The sequence below is a fragment of the Bacillus cereus group sp. N21 genome, assembly GCF_016483395.1.
Lineage (GTDB): Bacteria > Bacillota > Bacilli > Bacillales > Bacillaceae_G > Bacillus_A > Bacillus_A pseudomycoides.
Window position 1 is genome coordinate 151,955 of sequence record NZ_JAEHBX010000001.1, and the last position, 26,026, is coordinate 177,980.

Genomic DNA, 26,026 nt, shown 5'->3' on the forward strand with positions numbered 1-26,026 from the left:
TAACCCGATGGTTACGCACGGCATGAAAGACTATTCATCCTCGAATAAATACCCTCCCAAGTTTATTGATCCCTCTATAAATAAGTATGCTGATGAAAAGAATGAAAATTGCAAAGAATTCTTCGCCTGCGTCCTCATCTTTCCAGTGAACTTCAAACAGCCAACCGATTCCGTAATTTGCAGTAATCCAGATAGAAAATAGTGTCCAGAAATGCATCCAACTTCCCCCAAACAGAGCGGAAAAGAAGGCAATAATTGACGAGCCTCCAAACCAGAGGACAAAAATGATACATATTGCGAAAAACGTAAATCGGAAGATAGATCCCAAACAACCCATTATAATTTCACTCCTGATCTAAACTTTACTTTACATATGTGAATAAATAATATGACTAACTTTTTAGGTGTTCTGATTTTAGCTGAATATGGATAAGTTTTGACCCCCACCTCAAAATTCAGTGGAAACAAAGAAGTTAGGTGGGAGATGAACTGCCTGTAAAAGCCCGATTGGTCGGGCTAATAATCAGTGGTTCAATAGGGAGTATCGACTAGCAGATAAAAAACGACATGTAAAAATTGTACTTCATGCCTTTGCATTTTTCTGATTATCGTGTATGATGGGAAAGTATTGAAAATTAAATCAGTGATAAACTAGGGGTGCCCAAGAGAAGCGTGGGCTGAGAGAGAAGTGCGAGAACTTCTTAACCCTCTGGACCTGATCTGGCTCGTACCAGCGTAGGGAAGTTAACGGCTTTACATAACTATGTCTTTATGAGCCAGGTCCTTGTTTTACTATGGACCTGGCTCTTTTTATTTTGGCATGCGCTGGTCACTAGTTCTTGTCCTTTTCACAAGTAAAGCGAAAGCGGCTCGGTCAGAATGGGAGGCGAAGCCACCGACCATTCTAGCTGCTGAAGCGGGAATCGAATTGCCCAGAAGGTGGCCCGAGATTCTGAGCAAGTTCGATTTGCCTGAAATGATAAAGGGGAGGAAACACAAATTATGAAGCAATCTGTTTCAGCTGAGCAAATTGAATTGAAGTCGAGTTTACCAGGAAGTCAGAAAGTCTATGTGGATGGCCCGCGTGAAGGTATGAAAGTACCAATGCGTGAGATTGAGCAAAGTGATACAAACGGTGTACCAAATCCGCCGATTCGCGTGTATGATACAAGTGGTCCGTACACAGACCCTGAGTACAAAGTAGAGCTGGAAAAAGGAATTCCAACACCTCGCCGTGCTTGGATTGTTGACCGTGGAGATGTAGAAGAGTATGAAGGACGTGAAATTAGACCGGAAGATGATGGCGTGAAGGCTGCTTCTCAGCATACACCTGTGTTCCCGCAGATGGATCGTAAACCACTTCGTGCAAAAAAGGGCGCAAATGTAACGCAAATGCACTATGCACGTAACGGTATCATTACATCTGAGATGGAATATGTTGCGATTCGTGAAGGTGTAGAGCCTGAGTTTGTTCGTAAAGAAATCGCAGAAGGACGTGCGATTTTACCAGCAAACATTAACCACCCAGAAGCAGAACCGATGATTATCGGACGTAATTTCCACGTGAAAGTAAATGCGAATATCGGTAACTCTGCAGTTTCTTCTTCTATCGCGGAAGAAGTAGAGAAGATGACATGGGCAACGCGCTGGGGTGCAGATACAATTATGGACCTATCAACAGGGAAAAATATTCATACAACTCGTGAATGGATTATTCGTAATGCTCCTGTACCAGTTGGAACAGTGCCGATTTATCAAGCGCTAGAAAAAGTAAATGGTATTGCTGAAGATTTAACTTGGGAAGTATACCGTGACACGTTAATTGAACAAGCGGAGCAAGGTGTGGATTACTTTACAATTCATGCAGGTGTACTACTTCGTTACATTCCAATTACAGCAAAACGTACGACAGGAATTGTTTCGCGCGGTGGTTCTATTATGGCGCAGTGGTGTTTATTCCATCATAAAGAAAACTTCTTATACACTCACTTTGAAGAAATTTGTGAAATTATGAAACAATATGATGTTTCCTTCTCTCTTGGAGATGGATTACGTCCAGGTTCGATTGCGGATGCGAATGATGAAGCGCAATTCTCTGAGCTTGAAACGCTTGGTGAGTTAACAAAAATTGCTTGGAAGCATGATGTTCAAGTTATGATTGAAGGACCAGGGCATGTACCAATGCATTTAATTAAAGAAAATATGGATAAAGAACTTGATATTTGCCAAGGCGCACCATTTTATACACTTGGACCTTTAACAACGGATATTGCACCGGGTTATGATCATATTACATCGGCGATTGGTGCAGCGATGATTGGCTGGTTTGGTACAGCAATGCTTTGTTATGTAACACCGAAAGAGCATTTAGGATTACCGAACAAAGATGACGTTCGTGAAGGGGTTATTACGTATAAAATTGCGGCGCATGCGGCTGATCTTGCGAAAGGACACAAAACAGCGCAGCAGCGTGATGATGCTCTTTCAAAAGCGCGTTTTGAATTCCGCTGGCGCGATCAATTTAACTTATCGTTAGATCCTGAACGGGCAATGGATTTCCACGATGAAACATTACCAGCAGAAGGAGCAAAAACAGCTCATTTCTGTTCCATGTGTGGTCCGAAGTTCTGTAGTATGAGAATTTCACATGACATTCGTGAATATGCAAAAGAAAATGATTTAGAAACAACAGAAGCAATTGAAAAAGGCATGAAAGAGAAATCAGAAGAATTTAAAGAAGCTGGCAGTCACTTATATGAATAATTGGATTTGAGATGGGGGTACGAATGCCCACAAATAGTGGGAGATATGTACGGCTTCCGAACACCTTTTAACTTAATTGATCACGTGTATCTAATTTAAATATAGAAGAAGCCTCCTTTGCTAAGACGGTAGCAAAGGAGGCTATTGTTTTTTAGAGGGAGAAGAAAAGTTGTACCCAGTAGAATAAGAGGAATAATGTTACGATTGTTGAGAGCGGAATGACGATAAGGGATACGCTTAAATAATCTTTCCACTTCACTTTAATTTTATTTTGTTTTAGGATGTACATCCAAATGAGGGAAGCAAGTGTACCGATTGGTAATAATAACGATCCCATGTCACTACCGATAATATTTGCAAGATAAATTGTTTTTAGAGTGACTGGATCGAGTCCCATTTCGGTTAATGTAATGGTACCAATCATTAATGCGGGGTGATTATTAAAGACGTTGGAGAGAAGTGAAACCAATCCACCCATTGTAAAGCTTGCGTATAGTAGATGCTGGTTAACAATCGGTTCGAGCCACTTTACAAGAAACGTTGTTAATCCTGCATTGTGAAGCCCGTAAATAATAACATACATGGAGAATGCGAAGATCAAAATGTGCCACGGTGTCTTTTTTAAGATATCGACAGGGTTTGTACGTAAATAGTACCATCTCCATACAAGGAGAACGAGTGAACCGAGTACAGCTACAATTTCAATTGGTATGGATAGGAAGGAAGCGACGAAGAGAAGACAGCGCATAAGGAATACGAAAAGTAATACCTTTAACATAAATTTTGTCCGTTTTTGTTTTGTATCAACGGAATTTTTTCCTTTTAGAGGATGGAAATTTTTTGTGAAGAAGATTTCTTCAATATCATAAGAGGAAACTGGTAATTTTTTAGGTAGTTTTCTCTTTAAAACAGTGTACATGAGCCATGACATAAATAGTAGTCCTAGTGTTGCAGGTACGAACATCATTGCAGTGTGCATATAAAGTGTCATGTGTACGATATTTAATGCGATTAAGTTTACGATATTACTTACACCAATTGGTGCACTTGAAGCAGTAGCAATTAAAGCACCACTTAGTAAATACGGAATTTGTTGGTGTGGTTTTAATTGAAGGTTTTTGAGAAGTAAAATTAAAATTGGAGTTGTAATTAAGATGCTGCCATCGTTGTTAAATAAAAGAGTCATGAGGAAGCATAGTAATTGAATATACCAGTATAAACGGTGACCAGAACCTTTTGCTAGATTTGCCAGTTTTGCAGCCGCCCAATGGAAGAAGCCGAAGCTTTCTAATATAACGGCCATAACGATGGTTGCTAAGATAGTTATGGAGGCGCCTCCTATTTTACTAATAATATCCATAACATCCGGTTTTGATACAAGTCCTGTAAGGAGAATGATGCCGGCACCAATTGCAGCGGGCCATGCTTCATTCAATCCCCGTGGTCGCCAAAAAATGATGATCATGGTTAAGAAGAAGACGACGATTGTAATCAATATTTCAGTACTCATTGTTAGCCTACCTTTCTTTTGTACTTGAGCAAATAGATTTGAGCTTGTCTCAAGTGTATACAGCATTATATTCAAAAAAAAATAAGAAGAACTAGGCATGTACCTGAATCTAGTGAATATGTGTATTTGATGTTAAAAGGCAAATATAGATATGAGAGAGATAACTAGTGCTTTTTGATAGAGAGAAGAACCTATATAAATACAAATTGAAAAAACGATTTAAAACCTATTTTTCAGATGGGAGAGAGCGTCCGCCCGAGTGTAGAAGCGGTCAGGTCCTTTTTTGGCCCCATGCCGAGTTTAAAACAAAGGGAGAAAAAGAGAGTAGGCCACTTTTTGTTTTCATAGCAGTAACTTATATGTGAAAATCCAAAAAGGAGTTATCCCCAAAAAATACAATCAGTGATGGAAGTTTCGTTTTATATAAATAAAAATTAAAAAACCGATATAAACTCTTTCTTTTTAGGTGGAGAGAGCGTCCGCTCGAGTGGGAATCTTTTTTTGTTTTCATAGCCGCGACTTAGTATGAAGGAAAAACAAAATGGATATATATATGGTGTTTTTGTTTGTAAAGATGTAGAAATTATTTAGGGAGTCATTATTATAAAGAGAAGCTACTCTAGACATTTTAGTAAATGTTTGGAGTAGCTTCTCTTTAAATCGTTATTTTTCTTTGAGGAACGTTCGATCCTTTAAGAATAAATTCCAGAAGAAGATAAAGCCTGGAAGCAAGATCGCGATGCCGATTGCATAGAGGATGAGCAGCGCATAGAATGTTTCTTTCGTTGTAAAGCTTGTAAATACAGTAACGTCCGGATAAATGATATACGGTAAATGCGCGACGCCGTAAGCGTAGCTAGCAAAGGCATATTGTGCAACAACTGCTAAAACAGCGATGCGAGGCCAGCCGAGTGAAGCATATTTTTTATTTGTCCACCAAAGGGAAGAATACCCGATTACAAATAAAAGAATGGAGACTGTGAACCATGGAAACTGCTTAATTAATCCTTGCATGAGCCAATGTGTTTCTGGTTCCATAACAACCAGGGCGATAATGGCTGTAACGAGCGTCGCCGGACCAAGTACGATGGCGTTTCGTCTGTAGAGTCGATACGTATCCTCTGAGCGCTGCTCTCTTGCAAAGTCAGCTAGAAAAAGAGAGGATAGGAACAACTCTGAAGTTAACCCAAATAACATATACCAATAGATTACAGGGCTTGATAGAAGTTTCCCGTATAATAGCACTTCTTTTCCACTAGAGGTCGTAATATAAGCACCTTCTGTTACTGGCAAAACTGTAATTAATAAGGCTGGAATTAAGAGCCCTGTAATACCAGAAATAAAGCGCAAGATATGCTCATACTTCGGTACGGAATATGCAAAAACCATGAATGTACTACGAATGGCAACGAGAACTAAAATTAATGTCACCGGTACAAACATCACTGTTGCGAGTGTAAAAGCTGCTTTCGGAAAGAAGCCAAGAAATGCGACAACGACAAAGACGAGAAATGTATTCGTTACTTCCCATGTTGGTGATAAATAACGATTGGCAAGCTTTCCGGCTAGTGTCGGGTGCTTTGCGTATACCATGCCCCAAAATCCGGCTCCAAAATCAATGGAACCTAAAATGCTGTATACGAAGATGATGGCCCATAAGATGATAATCGCAATACTTGCCTCATGCACGAGGATCTCCTCCTTGCTGCCCTAGATCATTTTTTAATGGATGTCTTCTAAAGAACGTTCGTAGTACGAAAATCGTTAAAGCGCCAAGACCGATATACAAAATGATGAATAAAATAAATAAAGGCCCGACGAAATCAGCGCGCGTAGCAGCATCCATTGTGCGCTGCATCCCATAAATCGTCCAAGGTTGACGACCGCTACAACTGAAAACCCATCCAAATTCAATGCCGAGCATCATAATCGGTCCGCACGCAGCAGTAGCCCATAGAAGCCATTTTGGTAATTCTGCTCCTTTTTTTCGATAGATAAAGTACCAATATACAAGAGCGATTGCTGCTACAGCAAAAGTGAATGCAGCTGTACCAACCATTAAATTAAAGAACGTATGGGTATAAAATGGCGGCCACGTTTCTTGTGGAAATTCATTTAACCCCTTTACAACGGTATTAGGATTAAATCCAACTAACATACTTAGCATATTTGGGATTTCGAGGGCGTAGTTCAGTTCAAGAGTTTCAGGATTGACAACTCCGCCAATGGACAAAGGAGCATGTGATGTCGTTTCAAATAAAGCTTCTGCAGATGCTAATTTTTCCGGAGAATGTTCATGCAAAGCAATTGCCGATTCATGTCCAGAAAGCCACATCGTAGCACCTGTAATAAATGTAACGACAAGGCCTAAAAATAATCCTTTTTTATGATAAGCGATTTCTCTTGCACCCAGATTTCGTTTTAATAATTTAAACCCAGCGATAGAAGCAATGACTGCCGCTCCTGTTGCATAAGCCGTAATGACAACGTGAAGGGAGCTTGTGAAAAAGCTTGGATTAAAGAATGCTTTCCACGGGTCAACGTTAAAAACAGAGCCATCAGGATTCATAGAAAAGCCTGCCGGTGTATTCATCCATGTGTTTGCTGAGGTAATTAATACGGCAGATGCAGTGGCACCAAGCATGACAAAAAAGAGTGAGATTAATCTCATAAATGGTGGTAATTTATCTGCTGCATATACATAAATGGACATAAATAAAGCTTCTAAGAAGAAGGCGAAAATCTCAATCTGAAATGGAACAGAAATCACTTGACCGACAATTTTGGCGAATCCGGGCCAAAGAAGTGAAATTTGTACACCGACGATTGTTCCAGTAGGAATTGCGACACCAAGAAGGATGGCGAAAGCCTTTGTCCACCTTTTTGCCATAACGGCGTAATCAGAATCCTTTCTCCAGTGATATAATACTTCGCTTATAAAAATCATTAAAGATAGTCCGATTCCAAGTGTTGCAAAAATGATGTGGAATGCTAGTGATGACCCAAAGAAAGCCCGTGACAATGTAACAGTATCCATAATTCTACTCCTCTTCATTTTTGCCATTATTTTCTGATTGGATTGGAAAATTTATTCAAAAAAATGCCAAAAATATATATGTATTTTAAAAAGTGGATATGATATTATGATTTTGAAATCTTCAGAAAATAAAGATAAGAATATTTTATTTGTGTTTTAGAACAAAATCTTTTATAATGCTTATACGAACGTTAGTTCTATCTAAGGGGTTTTATTTGTAGAAGGACAAGCTAGAGTTTAACAGAATGTGGAAGTTTATGTAAAACGGAGGGGATGTTTGTATGTATCCTGAAGTCATTAGAAAAATGGCGTTTTCGAAAGAGCATAAAGATTTGTTATTAAAGTTATATAATAAAGAAATTACACGGCGTGAATATGATCACCTTGTGCAATTATTGTATCGCCCTACAAAAGAGGCTAATTAACGTGTGTAAAGGATAGAAAAGTAAGAGACAATCTAAAGGATTGTCTTTTTAATGTTTTCGTATGCTCTACTAAGATTACGGTTAGTCTTATTATAGAGGTGAGAAAAAGTGCGGAAACGTTTGTATATATGGATTGCGTTAACTTTATTTATGGTTTTAGGTGGAATTGTTTTTTGGACTGCACTACAAGGAAATCGAACAGAATATTTTATTATGAGACATATGATGAACGAGAATGGGACGCTCGCAACATATCGCATAGCTGATTCAAAGGTAGGAACGAACGAGGCTACCGGCCGTGAAGCATTATCAGAATCATCAGGGCTATGGTTACAATATACGCTTGATATGGACGATCAATCATTGTTTGATGAACAAGTAAAGGTGATCCAAAATTATTTTATACATCCAGTCCATATTGTTTTATGGAAGATTTCTGAAACAGGAGAAAGACAGGCTGGTACGAATGCTCTCATTGATGATCTCCGCATCATCGAACAGCTATATCGTGCTTATGACATGTATAAAGAAGAGCGGTATAAGCATCTTGCGGATCAAGTGAGTGATGCTGTACTACGTTATAATAAGAAAAAGAAAATCTATGTTGACTATTATGACGCAGATAAGGGTATGCAAAATAACATATTAACGACATCTTACATAAATCCAAGTGCATTCTCTTATATGAAAAAGTACGGAAAAATTTCAGAAACGCAGTATCAGGAAGCTATTCAATTTTTAACGGATTATCCAAGACGTGGCTGGGCATTCCCGAAAGAATACAAAGAGGATGGTACATTTACATATGAAAACCGGGTGAATCTCATTGATCAATCGTATGTTGCTTACCATCGTAGTTTAGGCGGAATTTCCTCCGAAGCATATTTAGAGTTTATTAAAAAGGTATTCCGCAAAGATGGGAAGTTATACGGTCGCTATGATTTAGAAACAGGAAAACCAGTAGTAGATTTTGAATCACCAGCAGCATATGGGCTAACGATTTTATATGTATTACAAGTAGGAGATAAAAAATTTGCCCAAGAATTGTATGAGCGCATGAGTGAATTTCGGAATGACAATGTATTCAGCAGGTTTTATGGTGGATATGTGACTGGAAAAGAGAACAACACGCATATTTTTGATAATGTGTTGCCGCTATTAGCTGAGACGGAATTGAAAATGGATAAGAAGTAAAATGAAACTTTAATCAGTGGGGAGCTTTATTCCCCACTGATTATGACCCTTCACCAATCGGGATATTACTGCCGGTTACTGCGGGATAAAAATGCCACTGAAAAGTGGCATTTTTATTTTGGAGATTTTTTAAGTACGTGGTGATGAAATGCTCGAGAAATAGTGAATAACGAATTGACGGAACTTCTGAGCTGTTGATGATAAGTAACGCCTTTTTGACCAACTTAATCCAATAGTTCGTTGGCACCTTGGTTCAATAATGCGGAGCTTGTTTGATGAAAGATTAGAATTTCGTAACAAAGTTAGGTTAGGGACAAATGCAAATTTTAATTTTATTATGTTATTTAGTTGTTGCTGGTGGAATTGCTTGGATTACAAGTCACATACAGCTTAAAGAAATTTCTGCAAAGCAGGTTTCTTCCTAAAAAGAAGCTGTCCAAAAAATCTTTTTGGACAGCTTCTTTTACTTTTTACTTCTTAATAATGGCAGTAAAGGCAGGAGCGTTGGCCATTTTAATACAGGCGTGGGAGAAGGTCCTGTAATCCATGTATGGAATGGAATCGTGCTACATATAACCATTGTGATGATAGAGAATGTTGCCGTTAGAAGAAATAGTAATAGACTATATAGAATTGTATTTGCCTGTATTGTAAATAGAGATAGTAATTTCGTAATTAGCTGTAAAAAGAAAAAGTGTGCTAAATAGGCTCCGTACGTGTAGTTTCCGATAAAGCGTAATGTTTTATATAAAGCACCTCGCCGCTGTACAATCATGATAGATAGTACGTATAGTATTAAAATTTCACATACAATGTACAGAAACATGGATGGCTTTAAATAGGTAGATACAGTAAGGTGAATGGAATCTACACCATAAAAGCTAAATAGTTCATAGTTGATGAATAAGAATAGAATAAAAAACAAGATTGTTATAAGTGGTATGTGTTTCATTACAAATAAGCGCCAAGCTTGAAGTGCTACAGCAGCGATTCCTCCCATGACAAAGTAAAATGAATAGAAGAAGAAGGAACGATCTGTATAATGCAAAACAGTCGATTGAGTTAGCACTTCACCGTTAAAAATATAGTGAGAAGAATACCACATTAAGAGAAAATAAATGCTAGCGAAAGCGGCCATGTATCGGTATATATCTTGCTGATTTTGTGTTCTTTTTTTAAACCAATAAAATAAGGTGCATAATAAGGGAAACAGCAAATGGATTTGGAACATCATAATGACATACCAAAGATGAGGCGCAGCTGTTCCGAGCAATAGGCTTTTTATCCCGCTTTGCACTGTAACGACTTGGTTTGTTGTCAATAAGTACACGACGGACCAGAAGAAGTAAGGAGCAAGTAAGTGTGCTGTTTTTTCATAGATGTATTCTGTATAGACCATTTGTTTTGTGTATTGCTGAATTAAATGGAACCCAACAATGAAGATGAATGCAGGTGCTGAAAATTTTGCGAGATTAAATAGCATTCCCATAATGAGAGATTGTTCTAGTAGAATATGTCCTTGATTCATTGTATATAGTAAGGAACTTTGCAAAACAACAGCAAGAAACGCAATGCTTTGCAAAACTTTAAATTCTGGGGCACTTTGTGTCATAGTTTCCATCTCCTTTTCCATACATGATTATAGTACGAAGGAGAGGAAAGGGCTATGGAAATTTTGTGAAAGTTATAACAAATTTGTGGGTATAATCTGATTAATTTGTAGTTATAAAACAAACTTGTAACATCAAAGAAGAAGCTAGAGTGAATATCTAGCTTCTTCTCAATTTAAGATAATTCATACATCAATGGAATAGGATCCATGATGCATGAATATATTAACCAATTGTATTAGAGATTCTATCAGGTGGCGGCGGATTAAAAGCCGTTAAGTTGTTAGAAACTCTGTCAGGTGGTGGTGGATTAAAAGCCGTTAAGTTGTTAGAAACTCTATCAGGTGGCGGCGGATTAAAAGCCGTTAAGTTGTTAGAAACTCTATCAGGTGGTGGTGGATTAAAAGCTGTTAAGTTGTTAGAAACTCTGTCAGGTGGTGGCGGATTAAAAGCCGTTAAGTCACTAGAAACTCTATCAGGTGGTGGTGGATTAAAAGCTGTTAGATTAGTAGAAGCATTGCTAAAGCTGAAGGCAGGAAGTGCTAGCAGTGCTACGGCAGGCAATATCAAAAACTTTTTTTTCATAAAAGAACCCCCTCATTAAGTATTCTTGCTAATTATCTTACTTTTTTTTACTTTTTTCAATATTTTTACCAGGCGTTCCGTTTGATAAATAGTTAACTGAATATTACGTTAATTAAACAAAAACCCTTTCTTTATTTTAAAAGAATGATAAGAACCTATTACATTACTTTATTCTTAATCCAGTTTTTACCTTCAACAAGACGAGCTGTCATTACGGTACAAGCGTTATCTCCTGTTACGTTTAACATCGTTGCTGGTGGGTCAATGATTGTACTAATAGCTGCGATAATTGGCAAAGCTTCTGGTGGGAAGCCATATAGAGAAACAATTAACATTTCACCAATCATACCGCCACCAGGAATTGCACCCATTACTGTTCCAACTAATAGGGAAACAACAAGTGCGATTGCCAATGTTTTTGGACTTGAGAATTCCATATTGAAAATCCCGAATAAGAAAGCAATTTTAATTACGCCACCTAAAACAGATCCGTCTTTATGAAGTGTAGAACCAAGAAGGACAACTGTTTCACGAACGTCAGAAGAGATACCCATTTTTTTCGTTGCTTCTAAGTTTGCTGGAATACTCGCGGCACTACTACAAGTTGCAAGTGATGTAACTGTAGGAGAGACCATGTTTTTCCAAAAGATTTGTACACCTTGTTTGCGTCCTGCAAGGTATGCGTAGAAGGTAAAGAAGACAAAGAAGTATACAAGAGAAGCTGGATAGTATACCATTGCTGCTCGGAAATATGTTCCAAGAAGCTGTGGCCCAAATTCCCCAACTAAGGCTGCAAAGTAAGCAGCTAGTCCAATTGGAGCATAGTACATAATGAAAGAAACAACTTTCATTGAAATTTCTGCACCAGATTGTAAGAAGGTAGCGAATGGTTTTCCTTTTTCGCCAACTGCTGAAGTTGCGATTCCCATTAAAATAGAGAAGAAAATAAGAGCTAGCATATTTTCACGAGAAAGTAACTTTGAGAAATCTGATACTGTAAGGATGCCAACAATTTGATCAGCAACGCTAATGCTTCTTTCAGCCTTATCAGGTTGTGTTAACTCTAGTACAACACCTTGTGCGGGCGGGAATACTTTCACAACAATAATCATAAAAATTGCAGCGATAATACTTGTAAATAAGAAAGTTCCTACCATGCTAGACATGATTTTTCCGAAACGTTTTAATCCATCCATATTGGCAATAGAGGAAGCAATGCTAAAGAACACAAGAGGTACAACAATCGTAAACATTAAGTTTAAGAAAATGTCACCAAGCGGTTTTAAAGCAACTGCATCGGTACCCATGAAATAACCAATGAAACCACCAATTAGGATGGAAGATAATAAAATAATTGGAAAGCGATAAGCCTTCATCATATATCTCCTCCTATTTAATGTGAAAAATCATACTGAATCATTATAGAGATTTATGAGGCAGTTTACTAGGAAAATACAGATAGATGGAATAGAGTGAAAACGGGGAAATTTTTGTTTTTATGCTCGTCATATGGAAACCAATATAGACATATACATTGGTAACCTAGTAGTGGATATGAAGAGAAATGTGGATAGGATTCCAGCTGATTAAAAGTAAGGAGGGAGTTTAATGAACATTTTACTTTGCTGTGCAGCAGGAATGTCTACTAGTTTGCTTGTAACGAAAATGGAGAAAGCGGCACGGGCAAAAGGGTTAGAAGTAAAAATTTGGGCTGTATCGGGTTCGGAAATACGGAATCATATTGATGAAGCGGATGTGCTCTTGCTTGGACCTCAAGTGCGTTATTTATTACCGAAGATGAAGGAAATGTGTGAAGAAAAAGGGATACCTGTTGATATTATTCACTCTGTACATTATGGGCTTTGTAACGGAGAAGCCGTATTAGAGGCAGCATTGTCAATGAGAGCATAAGGAGAGTGGAGTAGATGGTCCGGTTTTTAGAGAAATATGTTATGCCAGTAGCAGGGAGAATTGCGCAGCAGCGGCATTTACAAGCAATTCGTGATGGGATTATTTTAACGATGCCTTTCTTAATTATCGGTTCATTTTTTCTTATTATCAGCGCTTTACCAATACCTGGATATAACGATTTTATGGAAAGTTTATTTGGAGGGAATTGGCAGAAGGCGTTAGGGTATCCAGTTAGCGCAACATTTAATATAATGTCTTTAATAGCTACTTTTGGAATCGCTTACAGACTGGGAGAACAATATAAAGTAGATGCATTAGCAGCAGGAGCATTGTCACTTGTATCCTTTTTACTAGCAACTCCATTTCAAGTGACACATATTATACCTAGTACGAAGGAAAGTGTAGTAGTAGATGGGGTTATACCTGCTGCATTGATGGGGAGTCAAGGGCTATTCGTGGCGATGATTATAGCACTTATATCTACCGAAATTTACAGGTTTATTATCCAGAAGAAGATGATTATTAAAATGCCGGAAACGGTTCCACCAGCTGTGACACGTTCATTTACTGCACTCATTCCAGGTTTTATCGTTGTGACGGTTGTTTGGATTCTGCGCTTAATTTTGGAGCAAACCACTTTTGGTAGTATTCATAATATTGTAGGGCAGCTTCTGCAAGCTCCGCTTAGTGTACTTGGAGCAAGTCTTTTTGGCGCGGTGGCAGCGGTTATTGTTGTTCATGTGCTTTGGGCATGTGGGATTCACGGGGCCGCAATTGTAGGCGGTGTTATGAGCCCGGTTTGGTTATCATTAATGGATCAAAATCGTATTGCTTTTCAGGCGGGGCAAGATGTCCCAAACACGATAACAGCACAATTCTTTGATTTGTGGATCTACACAGGTGGATCTGGTGCAACGCTTGCACTTGTTGTAGCGATGTTATTATTTGCACGGAGTCAGCAATTAAAAAGTTTGGGTCGGCTATCAATCGCACCAGGCATTTTTAATATTAATGAAATGGTCACGTTTGGAATGCCAATTGTACTGAATCCACTTTTGCTCATTCCATTTATACTTGTTCCTGTCGTTATGACATTTGTTTCTTATTTTGCAATGGAATGGGGGCTTGTTGCTCGGCCAAGCGGTGCGGCAGTACCGTGGACTACACCAATTCTTTTTAGTGGATATTTAGGATCGGGTGGGAAAATTTCAGGAGTTGTCTTGCAAATTGTTAACTTTATACTTGCATTTTTGATTTATTTACCGTTCTTGAAAATGTGGGATAAACAAAAAGTAGCCGAAGAAAAAGGGGAGTAGGCAATTAAGATGGATATATTAGAGACGCAAGCCTTTCATTTAATTTTACATGGGGGAAATGCGAGAAGTTGTGCGATGGAAGCCATTGATTATGCAAAGCGCGGAGAATTTCAAGAAGCGGAGGCGAAATTGCAGGAGGCCTTACAAGAACTACAAGAGGCACATCGTTTACAAACGGATTTAATACAGAGGGAAGCTGGGGGGGAAAAGACAGAGATTACACTGCTCATGGTTCATGCGCAAGATCATTTAATGAATGCGATTATGGTGAAGGAATTAGCGAGTGAATTTGTAGAGTTATATAAGAAAATGTTAGCGAAAGAATGAGGCCTTGCGTATGCAAGGTTTTTTTATGTTTGAAAAAGAGTCAGTTATGACGTAAAGAATACCACTTATGTACCAATCTATTTCTTTTTTTGAAATATATGTAACAATAAGGGCGTAAGGGAGGTGGAAGGCAGTGAAAATTCACCTTGAATTAAATCCATCACAAGATGAGATAGAGATTATTGTTAAAGCAAAAGAAGTGACAGATGAAGTTCAGCAACTTTTAAAAAGGATAGAAGGGGGGAATGTGAAGCAAATTGTTGGAGTATTGAAGCAACAATATTATTTGTTAGAGCCAAAAGATATTTATTGGTTTTATACAGAGGGTCGAAAGGTAATGGCTCAAACGATGAAAGGAAGTCTTGAAGTGAAATCTCGTTTGTATGAGTTAGAAACAAAATTACAGGGTGATCGCTTTGTACGATTTTCAAAGTCTACACTCGCTAACTTGCAACATGTAATAAACTTTGAAATGTCATTTAGCGGCAGTATGTGTGCACACTTTTCAAATGGAATGAAAGAATACGTTTCAAGAAAATATGTACCGCTTATTAAAGAAGCTTTGAATATGGGAGGAGGTTAGGAATATGGTTACTTTGTTTGATAGGATAGGTGCCAAGGTTATCGCAGGAATGGCGATGGCGATGCTTTATAGCTTATTGTTTTTAGGAATTGGTTATGTAAATGGAATGGATGTATTAGAGACAAAAACACTGCTTACTCACCTTGTAGCATCAAATATTGTAGGGCTGATTTTCTCGTTTGCTTCCTTTGTATTTGAGAAAGAAGAATGGGGCATTTTAAAGCAAACAATCATTCACTTCATCATTTTATTAGGCACATTTTTACCGACTGCAATTTGGGTTGGTTGGGTTCCAAATCATCTCGTTCCGCTTCTCATTTGCACAGGTAGCTTCATCGTTATTTACTTCATTATATGGTTTGCGATGACAATGTATTGGAAAAAGAAAATTGAGGGATTGAATAATAGCCTGAAATAAAGGAATCGAAATGAAGTAGGCCATTTAGTGAAAATCATATTGTTTTGGTGGAGTTCAATGATAAATCGAGAGTCGGTTTAATCACATTTAGTCTTGTATGAATCATAACAGTACCATCAGTGAATCCACTGATGGTACTGTTATGACTGAAAGTCCTCGTTTTTCATAGTTGACATATATGAGTTCTTTCCTCTTAATTTATCCTTTTGTATATTGAAAAATATAATTCCTATAAATTTTTTCTTATTACAAAGAAAATGAATGTTTTTTATAAAAATATTTTATTTTATGTTTTAAGCACAACTAGACAACTAAACACTAATCTATTTTCATACAGATATGTGTTACAAGCGTGTTGTTTTATAACACACTATCAATATTTTGGGTAACACACTTTTTGAAAGCGATAACACACAATGAAAACACAGAGAAAAACGTTAATTTTAGGCGGTTTAAAAAATTGGCACGGAAGTTGCATTAATAAAAGGCGTAAAGAAAAACAAATAAACAAAAATAGTTTACATGCATAGGGGGACTAATTAATGAATATTTTACTTTGTTGTTCAGCAGGAATGTCTACAAGTTTACTAGTTACAAAAATGGAAGCAGCTGCAAAGGCTCGCGGGTTAGAAGGAAAGATTTGGGCTGTATCTGGGGATGCAGTGAAAAATAACATTGATGAAGCAGATGTATTATTACTAGGACCACAAGTTCGTTATATGCTGTCTTCGATGAAAGCGCTTGCTGATGAGAAGAACGTTGGTATCGATGTTATTAATCCAATGCACTACGGCATGATGAATGGAGAAGCAGTTTTAGATCACGCTTTAACACTTAAAAAATAATTAGGGAGGGAAAGAAAATGCAAAAGTTTATCGCATTTATGGAAAAATATATTGTTCCAGTCGCTGGTAAAATCGGGTCACAACGTCATTTAGCTGCGATCCGTGATGGGTTTATCGCGGTTATGCCACTTATCTTAGTTGGTGCATTTGCATCACTTATTAATGGTTTTCCATCCGAGGCTTTCCAAAACTTTATGAAAGGTACATTCGGAGAAGTTTGGAAAGACGTCGGCGGTGGAATGTGGACAGGGTCTTTCGCAATTTTAGCACTAATTATAGCGTTTACAACAAGTTATAACTTAGCAAAATCTTACGGTGTTGATGGATTGTCAGCGGGTATTATTTCATTTGGTGCGTTAATTATTCTTACACCAACAACACCGAAAGAGGGCGGATTGAACTTAGCTTGGACAGGGTCACAAGGCTTATTCGTAGCAATCATTGTAGCGCTTCTTGTTACTGAAGCATTCCGCTTCTTTGTACAAAGAGAAATTACTTTCAAAATGCCAGACGGAGTACCACCAGCAGTTTTAAGATCATTTGCAGCATTAGTTCCAGCGTTTGTTATTTTAACAGTAGTTGCGGGTATTCAATTAGCAGTGAAATTAGCAGGTACAAGTGTTCATGAATTTATCTTTAATACAATTCAATTACCATTACAAGGTTTAGCAGGTACATTACCAAGTGCGATTGTAATTGTAATTCTTGTTCACGTTCTTTGGTTCTTTGGTTTACATGGTCCAAACATTGTTGGTGGGATTATCGAGCCATTATACTTACCGGCATTAGAAAAAAACATCAAGATGTTCCAAGATGGCGTGTCTTCATTTGATGTGCCAAACATTATTACAAAACCATTCTTTGATACTTTCGTATATCTTGGTGGTTCTGGTGCAACATTAGCATTCTTAGTGGTTGTATTAATTGTGGCAAGAAGTGCGCAATTGCGCGGGGTATCCCGATTATCAATTGGACCTGGTGCATTTAACATTAACGAACCAGTAATCTTTGGTACACCAATTATTTTAAACCCAATTTTATTCGTTCCGTTTATTGTGACACCAGTTGTATTAGTAATTACTTCTTACATGGCTATATCTCTTGGATTTGTTCCAAAAACAGTTGCGATGATTCCATGGGCAACACCACCAATCATTAGTGGTTACCTTGTAACAGGCGGACACATTTCCGGTGCAATTCTACAGTTATTCAACTTTGTAATTGCGATGGTTATTTATTATCCATTCGTTGTATTATGTGACCGTTCTATTGTTAAAACTGAAAAAGCAGCGGCACAAGGAAATAATCAATCTGTACCTATGTAATACGTGATTGTTCTCACGGGTGAAACGAGCTCGTGAGAACAATAACTTTATATCTTGTTCAGAAAGATGGCACACATCTAGAAGAACACCAAAACCAATTTAAGAAAATAATATTTTCATAGACACGTTCAAACTGAAGGGGTATTTTAATCGGTTGAACTATATAGAGAGGGCGGTATTTATGATGACTACAGCAGAACAAATCCCATTCCAATTAATTTTACACAGCGGTAACGCAAGAAGCTATGCGATGGAAGCACTGCAATATGCAAAACAGGGGAAATTAGGGGAAGCAGATGAAGCGATGGCAAAAGCGAAAGAAGCGATTAATGAAGCACATCATTTCCAAACAGAACTCATACAATCAGAAGCAAGAGGAGAAAAAACAGAGATTAGTGTTCTTTTAATTCATGCACAAGATCATTTAATGAATTCAATGACTGTGAAAGAATTAGCAGCGGAATTTATCGACCTTTATAAAAAGCTTGATGCGAAAGGGGAGTAAGATATGAGCGGAATTAAAATTGTTACAATCGGTGGTGGCTCTAGTTATACACCGGAGTTAATTGAAGGGTTTATTAAGCGTTATGATGAGCTTCCTGTTCGTGAAATTTGGTTAGTAGATATTGAAGCGGGAAAAGAGAAGTTAGAAATCGTTGGTAACTTAGCGAAACGTATGGTGAAAAAAGCAGGTTTACCAATTGATATTCACTTAACACTGGATCGCCGCGCGGCATTAAAAGATGCTGATTTTGTAACAACACAGCTTCGCGTTGGTTTATTAGAAGCGCGCGCGAAAGATGAAGCCATTCCATTAAAATATGACGTAATCGGTCAGGAAACGAATGGTCCGGGTGGTTTATTCAAAGCATTGAGAACGATTCCTGTTATTTTGGATATTTGTAAGGATATGGAGGAGCTTTGTCCAAATGCTTGGCTCATTAACTTTGCAAATCCAGCTGGTATGGTAACAGAGGCTGTACTGCGTTATACAAGTATTCAAAAGGTAGTTGGCTTATGTAATGTTCCAATTGGTATTCGTATGGGACTTGCAAGATTACTTGAAGTAGATGCAAGCCGTGTGCATGTTGACTTTGCTGGTTTAAATCACATGGTTTATGGATTAAATGTGTATTTAGATGGAGTAAGTGTGATGGATCGCGTGTTAGAACTTGTAACAGATCCGGAAAAGCAAATTACGATGGAAAACATCGCTGCACTTGATTGGGAGCCAGATTTCATTCGCGGACTTCGTGCAATTCCATGTCCATACCATCGCTACTACTATAAAACACGTGAAATGCTAGAAGAAGAAAAACAAGCTTCTATTGAAAAAGGGACACGTGCAGAAGTGGTGAAAAAATTAGAAGATGACTTATTCGAGTTATATAAAGACCTGAATTTAGATAGTAAGCCACCACAATTAGAAAAGCGCGGAGGAGCGTACTACAGTGATGCAGCATGTAGTTTAATTACGTCTATTTATAATAATAAAGGTGATATCCAACCTGTTAATACAAGAAACAATGGTGCAATTGCAAGCTTGCCACATGATTCTGCTGTTGAAGTAAACTGTATCATTACGAAGGATGGTCCAAAGCCGATTGCAGTAGGTGATTTACCGGTTCCTGTTCGCGGTTTAGTTCAGCAAATTAAATCATTTGAGCGCACGTCAATTGAAGCTGCTGTTACAGGGGATTATCATAAAGCGCTGCTTGCTATGACAATTAATCCACTTGTACCATCAGATAAAGTAGCAAAACAAATTTTAGATGAAATGTTGGAAGCACATAAAGAATATCTTCCGCAGTTCTTCAAAAAAGTAGAAAAGTAAAAAGCGGCGCTGATTCAGCCTGCTTTTTTTCATTTTGCAGGAGGGAAAAAATCTATGATTCGATTAATTGTAAATGCAGATGATTTTGGTCTTACAGAAGGTACAAATTACGGCATTATTGAAGGACATGTAAACGGGATTGTGAATTCTACGACGATGATGATGAACATGCCAGGGACGGAGCATGCAGTACGCTTAGGAAAAGAATATAAGACATTAGCAGTAGGGGTGCATCTCGTCTTAACTGCGGGAAAACCTCTTCTTACAGATGTTCCGTCTCTTGTAGGTGAAGATGGATTGTTTCATAAGCAAAGTGTAGTAAGAGAAGGAAACATAAACCCTGAAGAAGTTGAAAGAGAGTGGACGGCTCAAATTGAAAAGTTTCTATCTTACGGATTAAAGCCAACACATTTAGATAGTCATCATCATGCACATGGTTTACCGATTTTGCACGATGTTCTTGAACGATTAGCAGATAAATATAATGTGCCAATCCGCCGCTGCGCAGAAGAGAGGGCGGTGCGTCCATTTTCTGATGTGTTTTATAGTGACTTCTATAGCGATGGCGTGCAGGAAGATTACTTTGTCAAATTAGCAGAGCGTGTACAGGATGGAAAAACAGTAGAGGTTATGGTGCACCCTGCTTACATTGACCCAGAGCTTGTGAAGCGTTCTTCTTATGTAATGGATCGTGTGAAGGAGCTACGAATTTTAATGGAAAGTGTTTTACCAGAAGGGATAGAACTAGTGAGATTTTAATATATATGACGACATAAAACCTTTCTTTTTGGATGGGAGAGAGGATCCGGCCATGCATAGAAGCGGTCAGATCCTTTTTTAGTCCCATGCCAAGTGAAAACAAAGAGAGAAAATGAGTACAGGTCACTTTTTGATTTCCATGGCCGCGATTTAGACGTTTGAAAATCTATAGTAGAAAAGACGGTTTAGTAAGACCGTCTTTTTGTATGGCTAGATAATAGAAAGAATATAACCGCTTAAAGCACCAAGAACAACAACGATCCATGGAGGTGCTTTCCAAAATGCTAATAGACAAAATAAGAGAGAAGCGATAACAAAATCAGTTTTACTCATGATTGTGCTTGTCCAAATAGGGTCATAAAAAGCAGCTAGTAAAATACCGACGACGGCGGCATTAATGCCAAGGAGTGCCCCTTGTACATAAGACAAGCGTCTCACTTGATCCCAAAATGGTAATACACCAATGACAAGTAAGAATGCCGGGAGAAAGATAGCGATTGTCGCAATAGTAGCTCCTAGTGCCCCGTCTAGTACCGTTCCTATGTAAGATGCAAATGTAAAAAGAGGACCTGGAACTGCTTGTGTTAAGCCGTATCCTGCTAGAAACTGTTCTTTTGTCATCATGCCATTTAATACAAATTCATTTTCAAGAAGGGGAAGAACGACATGTCCTCCGCCAAACACGAGTGAGCCAGAGCGATAGAAACTATCAAACATGGTAATCCAGTGCGAAAATGGTCGTAATAGTGGTAACAAGAATAATAAACTAAAGAATAGTAAGAGACAAAGGACAGCTGTTATACGTGAAACAGGAATATGTGTTTTGCTAGCAGATGGGATTTCATGCTTACGATATAAGACCCAACCGAGAAGACCAGCAAGTAGAATAAGCGTAACTTGTGTCCAAGCGCTTGGAAATAATAACGCAATTGCAGCAGTAATAATTGCAATTGTTGCTCGGTTACGGTCCGGTGTTAATTTCTGTGCCATTCCCCATATTGCATGTGCGACAATCGCTACTGCTACAAGTTTTAATCCATGAATCCAGCCAGCTCCCACCACATGAAATTGCTGGAGTAGTGAAGCGAAAAAAACAAGAACGAGAACTGACGGGAGTGTAAAGCCAATCCAAGCGACTACAGCTCCAAGGAGCCCGCCTCGTGATAAACCGATGCCAATTCCAACTTGGCTGCTTGCAGGACCGGGTAGGAATTGACAGAGTGCCACTAAATCCCCATAGCCCCGCTCATCCATCCATTTTCGTTTTTGTACATATTCGTGATGAAAGTACCCAAGATGAGCCACGGGTCCTCCAAAAGAAGTAAGGCCTAACTTGAGTGATACGAGAAAGATTTCTATTATTGTTTTCAAGAAGAACCTCCTAAAGAAATTTTAAATCTACGTGCATTATATAGTAATCAGTGTGCTGTCAGGAATGATTGTTATGTAATATTTTTGTAAATATTTCTTGAGTAGAATAACCATCATGAAAAAGCATTTCTGAAAGAGTCATAATTAATCGTGTCCCGGCAATAAATTAGTTAAAGAGATACCAGCTATTCAAATTGAAATTTATATAAGGAGAATGTTGCTAGTATGACAAAACATTTTGTTGCTAAGCTGAAAGGCGGTAATGAATTACCTCCTGTAAAATCGAAAGCCTATGGGGTCGCGGAGCTTATTTTTAATAGCGACTTTACGAAACTACATTATAGGGTGATATTGAAAAATATTGAGAAGGTAACATCTTGTCAAATTCATTTAGGGAAAGGGAATCAGACCGGGCCAGTAGTTGTGTTTTTATATGGACCTGTGAAGCATGGAATTAGCGTAAATGAAGGAACGATAACGGGTGTGGTGTCCACTGAAGATTTAGAGGGACCTTTGCAAGGGAAGGCGTTTGAAAATCTTGTGCAGGCAATTGATGAAGCGAATGCATATGTAAATGTTCATACAAAAGCACATGCAAGCGGAGAAATTCGTGGGAAGGTAAAAGAATATATCAGGTCCATGAGCCGGTAAATAAACATGCCCATGAATTTTGAAGTTCACGGGCATGTTTACGTTACTCTTTTTTTTCTGGTTGATTCTTTATGAAGAAGTCCATTACATAAAAAACTTCATCATCTGGAATTTGTATTTCAAATGTATTTTCAATTGGTTGCAATGCTTTTTTTACTTTCATATACATCCAATATTCATCTTGTCTACGTGCTTCTTTGTCAGGATAAGGGAGGAGCTTTTCTCCCTTTTGTAGCCGGTCAATCATACAGCTCATATGCAAAATAACTCCCATTAAACTATCGGGGTTTAACTGTAAGGAGATGAGCTCTTGAATTGTATTGAGCGCGTACCGTATTGTTTTAATCATCAGTGCCCCATCATCGCGCTGCATTTGTTGCCCGAGAATATCAGCCATTTTTGCATATGTTTCTTCATAGGTAATTAATTCTTGAATCGGTTGAATGGCTTTGTAGTTTACAATATCTTGGAAATGATAAGTTAAACATGGTACTTGTACATCAAAGTTTGTCACAATACAAATCATATTGCGTTCTTTCTTTATATTTTCGATCATTTTTGTTAAATCTTTTTCATGAACGATACTAATCGGAATAATTTCTATTAAATCTTTATCGAATCGTAAATAGTTTTCAAGCATTTTTTGAATGGCCAGTGCGCTTCCTTCTCCTGTTAAACAAGCTGTTAAAATGACTGATTTCATTGGAGCGAGTGGCTTTTTCTTTTCTTCTTGTACATTAAGGTAAAACGGTGTTAAGTTTTTCACGGTTTCGTATAATGCATCTAATGAGTACCCGAGCTGAGCTTTTCTTGCTGCTTCTAATGCGTGCGGCGTACTTGTCATCGAAAGAACGCGTACAGGGATATGAAATTCTGTCTCTAGTATATCCCCGATATAGGCGAGTGAACCCATATCGACAAGTAAGAGAAGACCATTTATATGTCCCAGTGCTTTCATGTACACTTTTATTCGTTCTAAGAAATCTTTCGGTGATTCATGAAGCGGCATATCAATTCCTGTTACTTCATCAATACCGAGGAGTTCATTCGCGACATTTGCCATTTCTGTTGCGATACCATTGCCGTGGGCTAAAATTAATACTTTTACTTCTGTTTGGGAAGCAGGAATGGGATCAACAACGAAAAACATCGTTAAGAATCCAGCTTCATCAATTGGCATCGTTACTTGTAATTCTTCTTCTAATAGTTGAATACATTGCATGGCAACTGAGAAAGCTTCTTTATATTTCGTACGAATTTGATTCAGCTGCGGATGATGAATTTGTTTCCCGCCCTGCAGTCGTTGTAAAGTTGTCTGTACATGTAAATTTAAAGCAAGAAAGACTTTTTCATCAAATGTCTTAGCTAAATGTTTTTCGGCTAGTTCAGCGATTTTTTCGCATACAGAAACAATATTGCGGTCGACAATTTTAAAGACATTCTCATGACTTGTCTTTTGTGACATTTGATTAAAATACTGAACGAAAAAGCTTTGGAGATCATTGTCTATTAGTAATTCTAATTCTTCTTCTTCAATACCGCGTGCTTGTAATTCTTCATATTTATGATCAATGTAATCATAAATGGAAGAACGTGAATCTTCTGTTTTATGTTTGCTCCATCCTTCGTCACTCGTAAATACAAATGTTTCGTTTGGCACTTGATACAGATGACGGCTTTTTCTTTCAATAAACAAGCCTTCCTTCATGTACCATGGCAAGTCAGCACTTGAAACGCGGACATGATCTCTTTTCTTTGTTACGAAATCAGAATAGGCTTTCGCACAGGCAATTTGTACATCGGTTTTTAATTGTCCGATATTGTTTGGACATTGATAAAAGACGAAAGCACGCATTGCGTTCGGACTGACATGAATTTTTTTTCGCAGACGAATTGCTTCATTTGTAAAAAAGAGCTGCAAGAGGGCGAAGCGTTCCTGATGCGTTCGCTCACGAAGTGGTGGAAGCGTTACGGTCATCGGAATCCGTCTTGTAAAGGTTTTGAGTAAAAAAGAGTTTGGTTCTTCTGTTGTTGCAGTAATAATTAATACGCGTGCTCGGCGCTCGTTCTCTGTTTCTCCAAGGCGACGATACACACCGCGGTCAATAAATGTGAATAACATTTCTTGACCTTCTGGCGGGAGGCGGTGCACCTCATCGAGGAAGAGAATTCCTTCGTGGGCTTTTTCGATTAACCCTTTTTGGTCACTTGCACCAGTGTAAGCCCCCTTTTTTATCCCGAAAAGTTGTCCAAGCAGGAGCTGTGGATTATTTGCGTAATCCGCACAGTTAAAAACGATAAACGATGCATCTTTTGGGAGCTGATTTACTTCAATTGCATACTCGTGCATTAAAGAGGCAAACATAGATTTCCCGACACCCGTTTCTCCAAGTAGTAATGTATGCATACCATTTGGAGGATAGAGTACAGCAGCCTTTGCTTTTTCAATCGCAATTTTGAGGCTTGTGTTTTTTCTTGCAAAGGCATCGAGTGAAGTATTATTTTGTGAATGCGTTTCCACGTGGGAGTTGGCTCCTAAATAGAAACGGACAGGGCGTGTTCCCGTTTTGGATAAACGACCATCTTTCACAAGTTTATTTAAATCGCTGCTTACATTTGCACGGTCTAGCTGTAGAAGTGTAGCGAGTTCAGATGCTGTTACACCTTCTGAGTAATTCCCTTTTTGCATTGCATTATAAATGAGGTCCATTCGTTTCATTTTTCTTCACCTCGAAACTTCGTCACTATTTAAAATTTTACACAAAAATGGGAAGTGTGGGAAGAGAAAAAGAATAAACAGCTCTAGTATATACTAAAGCTGTTACAATCTTGCGTCCTTCCAGAAATTTACTTCTGAATGAGAGGAAGGATTATAGGGAAGAAGGGTGTATCCTTTCGCCTTAAGGTAGTCAATTACCTTTGGAAGAATTTTCACTGTAACGCTAGAATCATGCATTAAAATAACTTCAACTTGTTCGTCGCTTTGGTTCATAACACGCTCTAATATAGCAGAAGGATTATGATAACTTTTCCAGTCATATGTATCGATTGTCCAATCCCACATTTTGTACTGAGCGGAAACAAGTGCATCACGATAATTCTTTTTTAAATAAGGCATACTACCATATGGAACGCGAACAAGGTGTGTATCTAAATTTGCTATATGGCGGACAATAGAGCGGGCCTGCTCCATTTCGGTAATTAAAACGGATGGATCACCAGTATATAAACGCTTTACGTCATGAGACATGCTATGAAGACCGATATAATGACCTTCTTGTATGAAACGTTTCATTGTTTGTGGATAATGTGAAGCCTTGCCACCAATTACAAAGAAGGTTGCCTTTCCCTGCTTTTGCTTTAAGATGTTTAAAATTTGTGATGTGTATTTGTTTGGCCCATCATCAAATGTTAAGTATGCAATTTTAGGCGGAAGGGCCGCGTTCTGAATCGTAGATTGATGTGTAAGTGGGGAGTTAGCGGCTGCTTCAGTATAAGATACCGAACATGTAGTAATACTTAAAAATATAATAATACATTGAAACATTTGCTTCATCAAAAT

At 38.2% G+C, this 26,026-nt stretch carries 24 protein-coding genes, 1 pseudogene and 1 riboswitch; of the genes and pseudogenes, 15 read left to right on the top strand and 10 right to left on the bottom strand.

The window, feature by feature from the left end:
- Positions 1-34: 34 nt before the first annotated feature.
- Positions 35-217 carry a hypothetical protein gene (locus JDS96_RS00710; RefSeq protein WP_003205080.1) on the bottom strand — a complete coding sequence of 61 codons (183 nt, stop codon included), beginning with the start codon at positions 215-217 and terminating at the stop codon, positions 35-37.
- Between the two features lie 426 nt (positions 218-643).
- Positions 644-759, top strand: a riboswitch (TPP riboswitch).
- A gap of 243 nt (positions 760-1,002) precedes the next feature.
- On the opposite strand from JDS96_RS00710, the gene thiC reads away from it, so the two are divergent.
- Positions 1,003-2,763, top strand: coding sequence for a phosphomethylpyrimidine synthase ThiC (gene thiC, locus JDS96_RS00715; protein ID WP_199665736.1), 1,761 nt, complete (start codon positions 1,003-1,005; stop codon positions 2,761-2,763).
- A 151-nt stretch (positions 2,764-2,914) separates the two neighbouring features.
- Here thiC and JDS96_RS00720 read toward each other — a convergent pair whose 3' ends face one another.
- The 3 genes from JDS96_RS00720 to JDS96_RS00730 all read right to left on the bottom strand — a co-directional run bounded on the left by JDS96_RS00720 (position 2,915) and on the right by JDS96_RS00730 (position 7,310).
- Complete coding sequence (locus tag JDS96_RS00720) at positions 2,915-4,273, bottom strand: arsenic transporter (RefSeq protein WP_018781262.1); 1,359 nt, start codon at positions 4,271-4,273, stop codon at positions 2,915-2,917.
- A gap of 663 nt (positions 4,274-4,936) precedes the next feature.
- Positions 4,937-5,962 (bottom strand): cytochrome d ubiquinol oxidase subunit II, encoded by a 1,026-nt coding sequence (locus JDS96_RS00725; RefSeq protein WP_098205805.1) that lies wholly within the window; start codon positions 5,960-5,962, stop codon positions 4,937-4,939.
- A complete protein-coding gene (locus tag JDS96_RS00730) occupies positions 5,955-7,310 on the bottom strand; it encodes a cytochrome ubiquinol oxidase subunit I (protein ID WP_018781264.1) in 1,356 nt (451 codons plus the stop codon). Before JDS96_RS00730 ends, JDS96_RS00725 begins: the two co-directional genes overlap by 8 nt.
- 281 nt (positions 7,311-7,591) lie before the next feature.
- On the opposite strand from JDS96_RS00730, the gene JDS96_RS00735 reads away from it, so the two are divergent.
- Positions 7,592-7,735, top strand: a complete 144-nt coding sequence (locus JDS96_RS00735) for a hypothetical protein (RefSeq protein ID WP_003205090.1) — start codon at positions 7,592-7,594, stop codon at positions 7,733-7,735.
- Positions 7,736-7,843: 108 nt separating this feature from the next.
- Complete coding sequence (locus JDS96_RS00740) at positions 7,844-8,929, top strand: hypothetical protein (protein ID WP_003205092.1); 1,086 nt, start codon at positions 7,844-7,846, stop codon at positions 8,927-8,929.
- A 129-nt stretch (positions 8,930-9,058) separates the two neighbouring features.
- Here JDS96_RS00740 and JDS96_RS00745 read toward each other — a convergent pair.
- Positions 9,059-9,265: pseudogene (locus JDS96_RS00745) on the bottom strand (LysR family transcriptional regulator); the annotation flags it as partial.
- A gap of 127 nt (positions 9,266-9,392) precedes the next feature.
- Positions 9,393-10,562 (bottom strand): acyltransferase family protein, encoded by a 1,170-nt coding sequence (locus JDS96_RS00750; protein ID WP_199665737.1) that lies wholly within the window; start codon positions 10,560-10,562, stop codon positions 9,393-9,395.
- Between the two features lie 257 nt (positions 10,563-10,819).
- Between JDS96_RS00750 and JDS96_RS00755 the strand changes: the two genes are divergently transcribed.
- The gene (locus tag JDS96_RS00755) at positions 10,820-11,143 is read left to right on the top strand and encodes a hypothetical protein (RefSeq protein ID WP_199665738.1); all 324 of its coding nucleotides are present in this window, start codon (positions 10,820-10,822) and stop codon (positions 11,141-11,143) included.
- Between the two features lie 139 nt (positions 11,144-11,282).
- On the opposite strand, the gene JDS96_RS00760 is transcribed toward JDS96_RS00755, so the two are convergent.
- On the bottom strand, positions 11,283-12,500 hold the full coding sequence (locus JDS96_RS00760; RefSeq protein ID WP_199665762.1) for a dicarboxylate/amino acid:cation symporter: 1,218 nt from the start codon (positions 12,498-12,500) through the stop codon (positions 11,283-11,285).
- A 232-nt stretch (positions 12,501-12,732) separates the two neighbouring features.
- On the opposite strand from JDS96_RS00760, the gene JDS96_RS00765 reads away from it, so the two are divergent.
- The 10 genes from JDS96_RS00765 to chbG all read left to right on the top strand — a co-directional run bounded on the left by JDS96_RS00765 (position 12,733) and on the right by chbG (position 20,442).
- The gene (locus JDS96_RS00765) at positions 12,733-13,035 is read left to right on the top strand and encodes a PTS sugar transporter subunit IIB (protein WP_199665739.1); all 303 of its coding nucleotides are present in this window, start codon (positions 12,733-12,735) and stop codon (positions 13,033-13,035) included.
- Positions 13,036-13,049: 14 nt separating this feature from the next.
- On the top strand, positions 13,050-14,351 hold the full coding sequence (gene celB, locus JDS96_RS00770) for a PTS cellobiose transporter subunit IIC (RefSeq protein WP_006096580.1): 1,302 nt from the start codon (positions 13,050-13,052) through the stop codon (positions 14,349-14,351).
- A 9-nt stretch (positions 14,352-14,360) separates the two neighbouring features.
- Positions 14,361-14,678, top strand: a complete 318-nt coding sequence (locus JDS96_RS00775) for a PTS lactose/cellobiose transporter subunit IIA (RefSeq protein ID WP_003202017.1) — start codon at positions 14,361-14,363, stop codon at positions 14,676-14,678.
- Between the two features lie 133 nt (positions 14,679-14,811).
- Complete coding sequence (locus tag JDS96_RS00780) at positions 14,812-15,261, top strand: LytTR family DNA-binding domain-containing protein (RefSeq protein ID WP_003202018.1); 450 nt, start codon at positions 14,812-14,814, stop codon at positions 15,259-15,261.
- Between the two features lie 4 nt (positions 15,262-15,265).
- Complete coding sequence (locus JDS96_RS00785) at positions 15,266-15,679, top strand: DUF3021 domain-containing protein (RefSeq protein ID WP_003202021.1); 414 nt, start codon at positions 15,266-15,268, stop codon at positions 15,677-15,679.
- Between the two features lie 542 nt (positions 15,680-16,221).
- Complete coding sequence (locus tag JDS96_RS00790) at positions 16,222-16,524, top strand: PTS sugar transporter subunit IIB (RefSeq protein WP_042980912.1); 303 nt, start codon at positions 16,222-16,224, stop codon at positions 16,522-16,524.
- A gap of 17 nt (positions 16,525-16,541) precedes the next feature.
- Entirely contained in the window at positions 16,542-17,849 is a 1,308-nt protein-coding gene (gene celB / locus JDS96_RS00795; protein WP_003202026.1) for a PTS cellobiose transporter subunit IIC, read from the top strand.
- Positions 17,850-18,030: 181 nt separating this feature from the next.
- Positions 18,031-18,354: a PTS lactose/cellobiose transporter subunit IIA gene (locus JDS96_RS00800; RefSeq protein ID WP_003202028.1), complete on the top strand. Its 324-nt coding sequence runs from the start codon at positions 18,031-18,033 to the stop codon at positions 18,352-18,354.
- Positions 18,355-18,357: 3 nt separating this feature from the next.
- Positions 18,358-19,683: a 6-phospho-beta-glucosidase gene (gene celF, locus JDS96_RS00805; protein WP_199665740.1), complete on the top strand. Its 1,326-nt coding sequence runs from the start codon at positions 18,358-18,360 to the stop codon at positions 19,681-19,683.
- 54 nt (positions 19,684-19,737) lie between these two features.
- Entirely contained in the window at positions 19,738-20,442 is a 705-nt protein-coding gene (gene chbG / locus JDS96_RS00810) for a chitin disaccharide deacetylase (RefSeq protein WP_199665741.1), read from the top strand.
- Between the two features lie 210 nt (positions 20,443-20,652).
- Here chbG and JDS96_RS00815 read toward each other — a convergent pair whose 3' ends face one another.
- Positions 20,653-21,813 carry a chromate transporter gene (locus tag JDS96_RS00815; protein WP_199665742.1) on the bottom strand — a complete coding sequence of 387 codons (1,161 nt, stop codon included), beginning with the start codon at positions 21,811-21,813 and terminating at the stop codon, positions 20,653-20,655.
- Between the two features lie 225 nt (positions 21,814-22,038).
- Between JDS96_RS00815 and JDS96_RS00820 the strand changes: the two genes are divergently transcribed.
- Positions 22,039-22,464 (top strand): CHRD domain-containing protein, encoded by a 426-nt coding sequence (locus tag JDS96_RS00820; RefSeq protein WP_199665743.1) that lies wholly within the window; start codon positions 22,039-22,041, stop codon positions 22,462-22,464.
- 43 nt (positions 22,465-22,507) lie between these two features.
- Here the strand turns inward: JDS96_RS00820 and JDS96_RS00825 are convergent, their stop codons facing one another.
- Positions 22,508-25,183 carry a sigma-54-dependent transcriptional regulator gene (locus JDS96_RS00825; RefSeq protein ID WP_199665744.1) on the bottom strand — a complete coding sequence of 892 codons (2,676 nt, stop codon included), beginning with the start codon at positions 25,181-25,183 and terminating at the stop codon, positions 22,508-22,510.
- Between the two features lie 102 nt (positions 25,184-25,285).
- Entirely contained in the window at positions 25,286-26,020 is a 735-nt protein-coding gene (locus JDS96_RS00830; protein ID WP_018781276.1) for a polysaccharide deacetylase family protein, read from the bottom strand.
- Positions 26,021-26,026 lie beyond the last annotated feature (6 nt).

Bases quoted from the DNA above. Each gene is read 5' to 3' on its own strand.
- JDS96_RS00710 (WP_003205080.1), bottom strand. From the start codon at position 217: ATGCATTTCTGGACACTATTTTCTATCTGGATTACTGCAAATTACGGA.
- thiC (WP_199665736.1), top strand. From the start codon at position 1,003: ATGAAGCAATCTGTTTCAGCTGAGCAAATTGAATTGAAGTCGAGTTTA.
- JDS96_RS00720 (WP_018781262.1), bottom strand. From the start codon at position 4,273: ATGAGTACTGAAATATTGATTACAATCGTCGTCTTCTTCTTAACCATG.
- JDS96_RS00730 (WP_018781264.1), bottom strand. From the start codon at position 7,310: ATGGATACTGTTACATTGTCACGGGCTTTCTTTGGGTCATCACTAGCA.
- JDS96_RS00735 (WP_003205090.1), top strand. From the start codon at position 7,592: ATGTATCCTGAAGTCATTAGAAAAATGGCGTTTTCGAAAGAGCATAAA.
- JDS96_RS00750 (WP_199665737.1), bottom strand. From the start codon at position 10,562: ATGGAAAAGGAGATGGAAACTATGACACAAAGTGCCCCAGAATTTAAA.
- JDS96_RS00760 (WP_199665762.1), bottom strand. From the start codon at position 12,500: ATGAAGGCTTATCGCTTTCCAATTATTTTATTATCTTCCATCCTAATT.
- JDS96_RS00765 (WP_199665739.1), top strand. From the start codon at position 12,733: ATGAACATTTTACTTTGCTGTGCAGCAGGAATGTCTACTAGTTTGCTT.
- celB (WP_006096580.1), top strand. From the start codon at position 13,050: ATGGTCCGGTTTTTAGAGAAATATGTTATGCCAGTAGCAGGGAGAATT.
- JDS96_RS00775 (WP_003202017.1), top strand. From the start codon at position 14,361: ATGGATATATTAGAGACGCAAGCCTTTCATTTAATTTTACATGGGGGA.
- JDS96_RS00785 (WP_003202021.1), top strand. From the start codon at position 15,266: ATGGTTACTTTGTTTGATAGGATAGGTGCCAAGGTTATCGCAGGAATG.
- JDS96_RS00790 (WP_042980912.1), top strand. From the start codon at position 16,222: ATGAATATTTTACTTTGTTGTTCAGCAGGAATGTCTACAAGTTTACTA.
- celB (WP_003202026.1), top strand. From the start codon at position 16,542: ATGCAAAAGTTTATCGCATTTATGGAAAAATATATTGTTCCAGTCGCT.
- JDS96_RS00800 (WP_003202028.1), top strand. From the start codon at position 18,031: ATGATGACTACAGCAGAACAAATCCCATTCCAATTAATTTTACACAGC.
- celF (WP_199665740.1), top strand. From the start codon at position 18,358: ATGAGCGGAATTAAAATTGTTACAATCGGTGGTGGCTCTAGTTATACA.
- chbG (WP_199665741.1), top strand. From the start codon at position 19,738: ATGATTCGATTAATTGTAAATGCAGATGATTTTGGTCTTACAGAAGGT.
- JDS96_RS00820 (WP_199665743.1), top strand. From the start codon at position 22,039: ATGACAAAACATTTTGTTGCTAAGCTGAAAGGCGGTAATGAATTACCT.
- JDS96_RS00825 (WP_199665744.1), bottom strand. From the start codon at position 25,183: ATGAAACGAATGGACCTCATTTATAATGCAATGCAAAAAGGGAATTAC.
- JDS96_RS00830 (WP_018781276.1), bottom strand. From the start codon at position 26,020: ATGAAGCAAATGTTTCAATGTATTATTATATTTTTAAGTATTACTACA.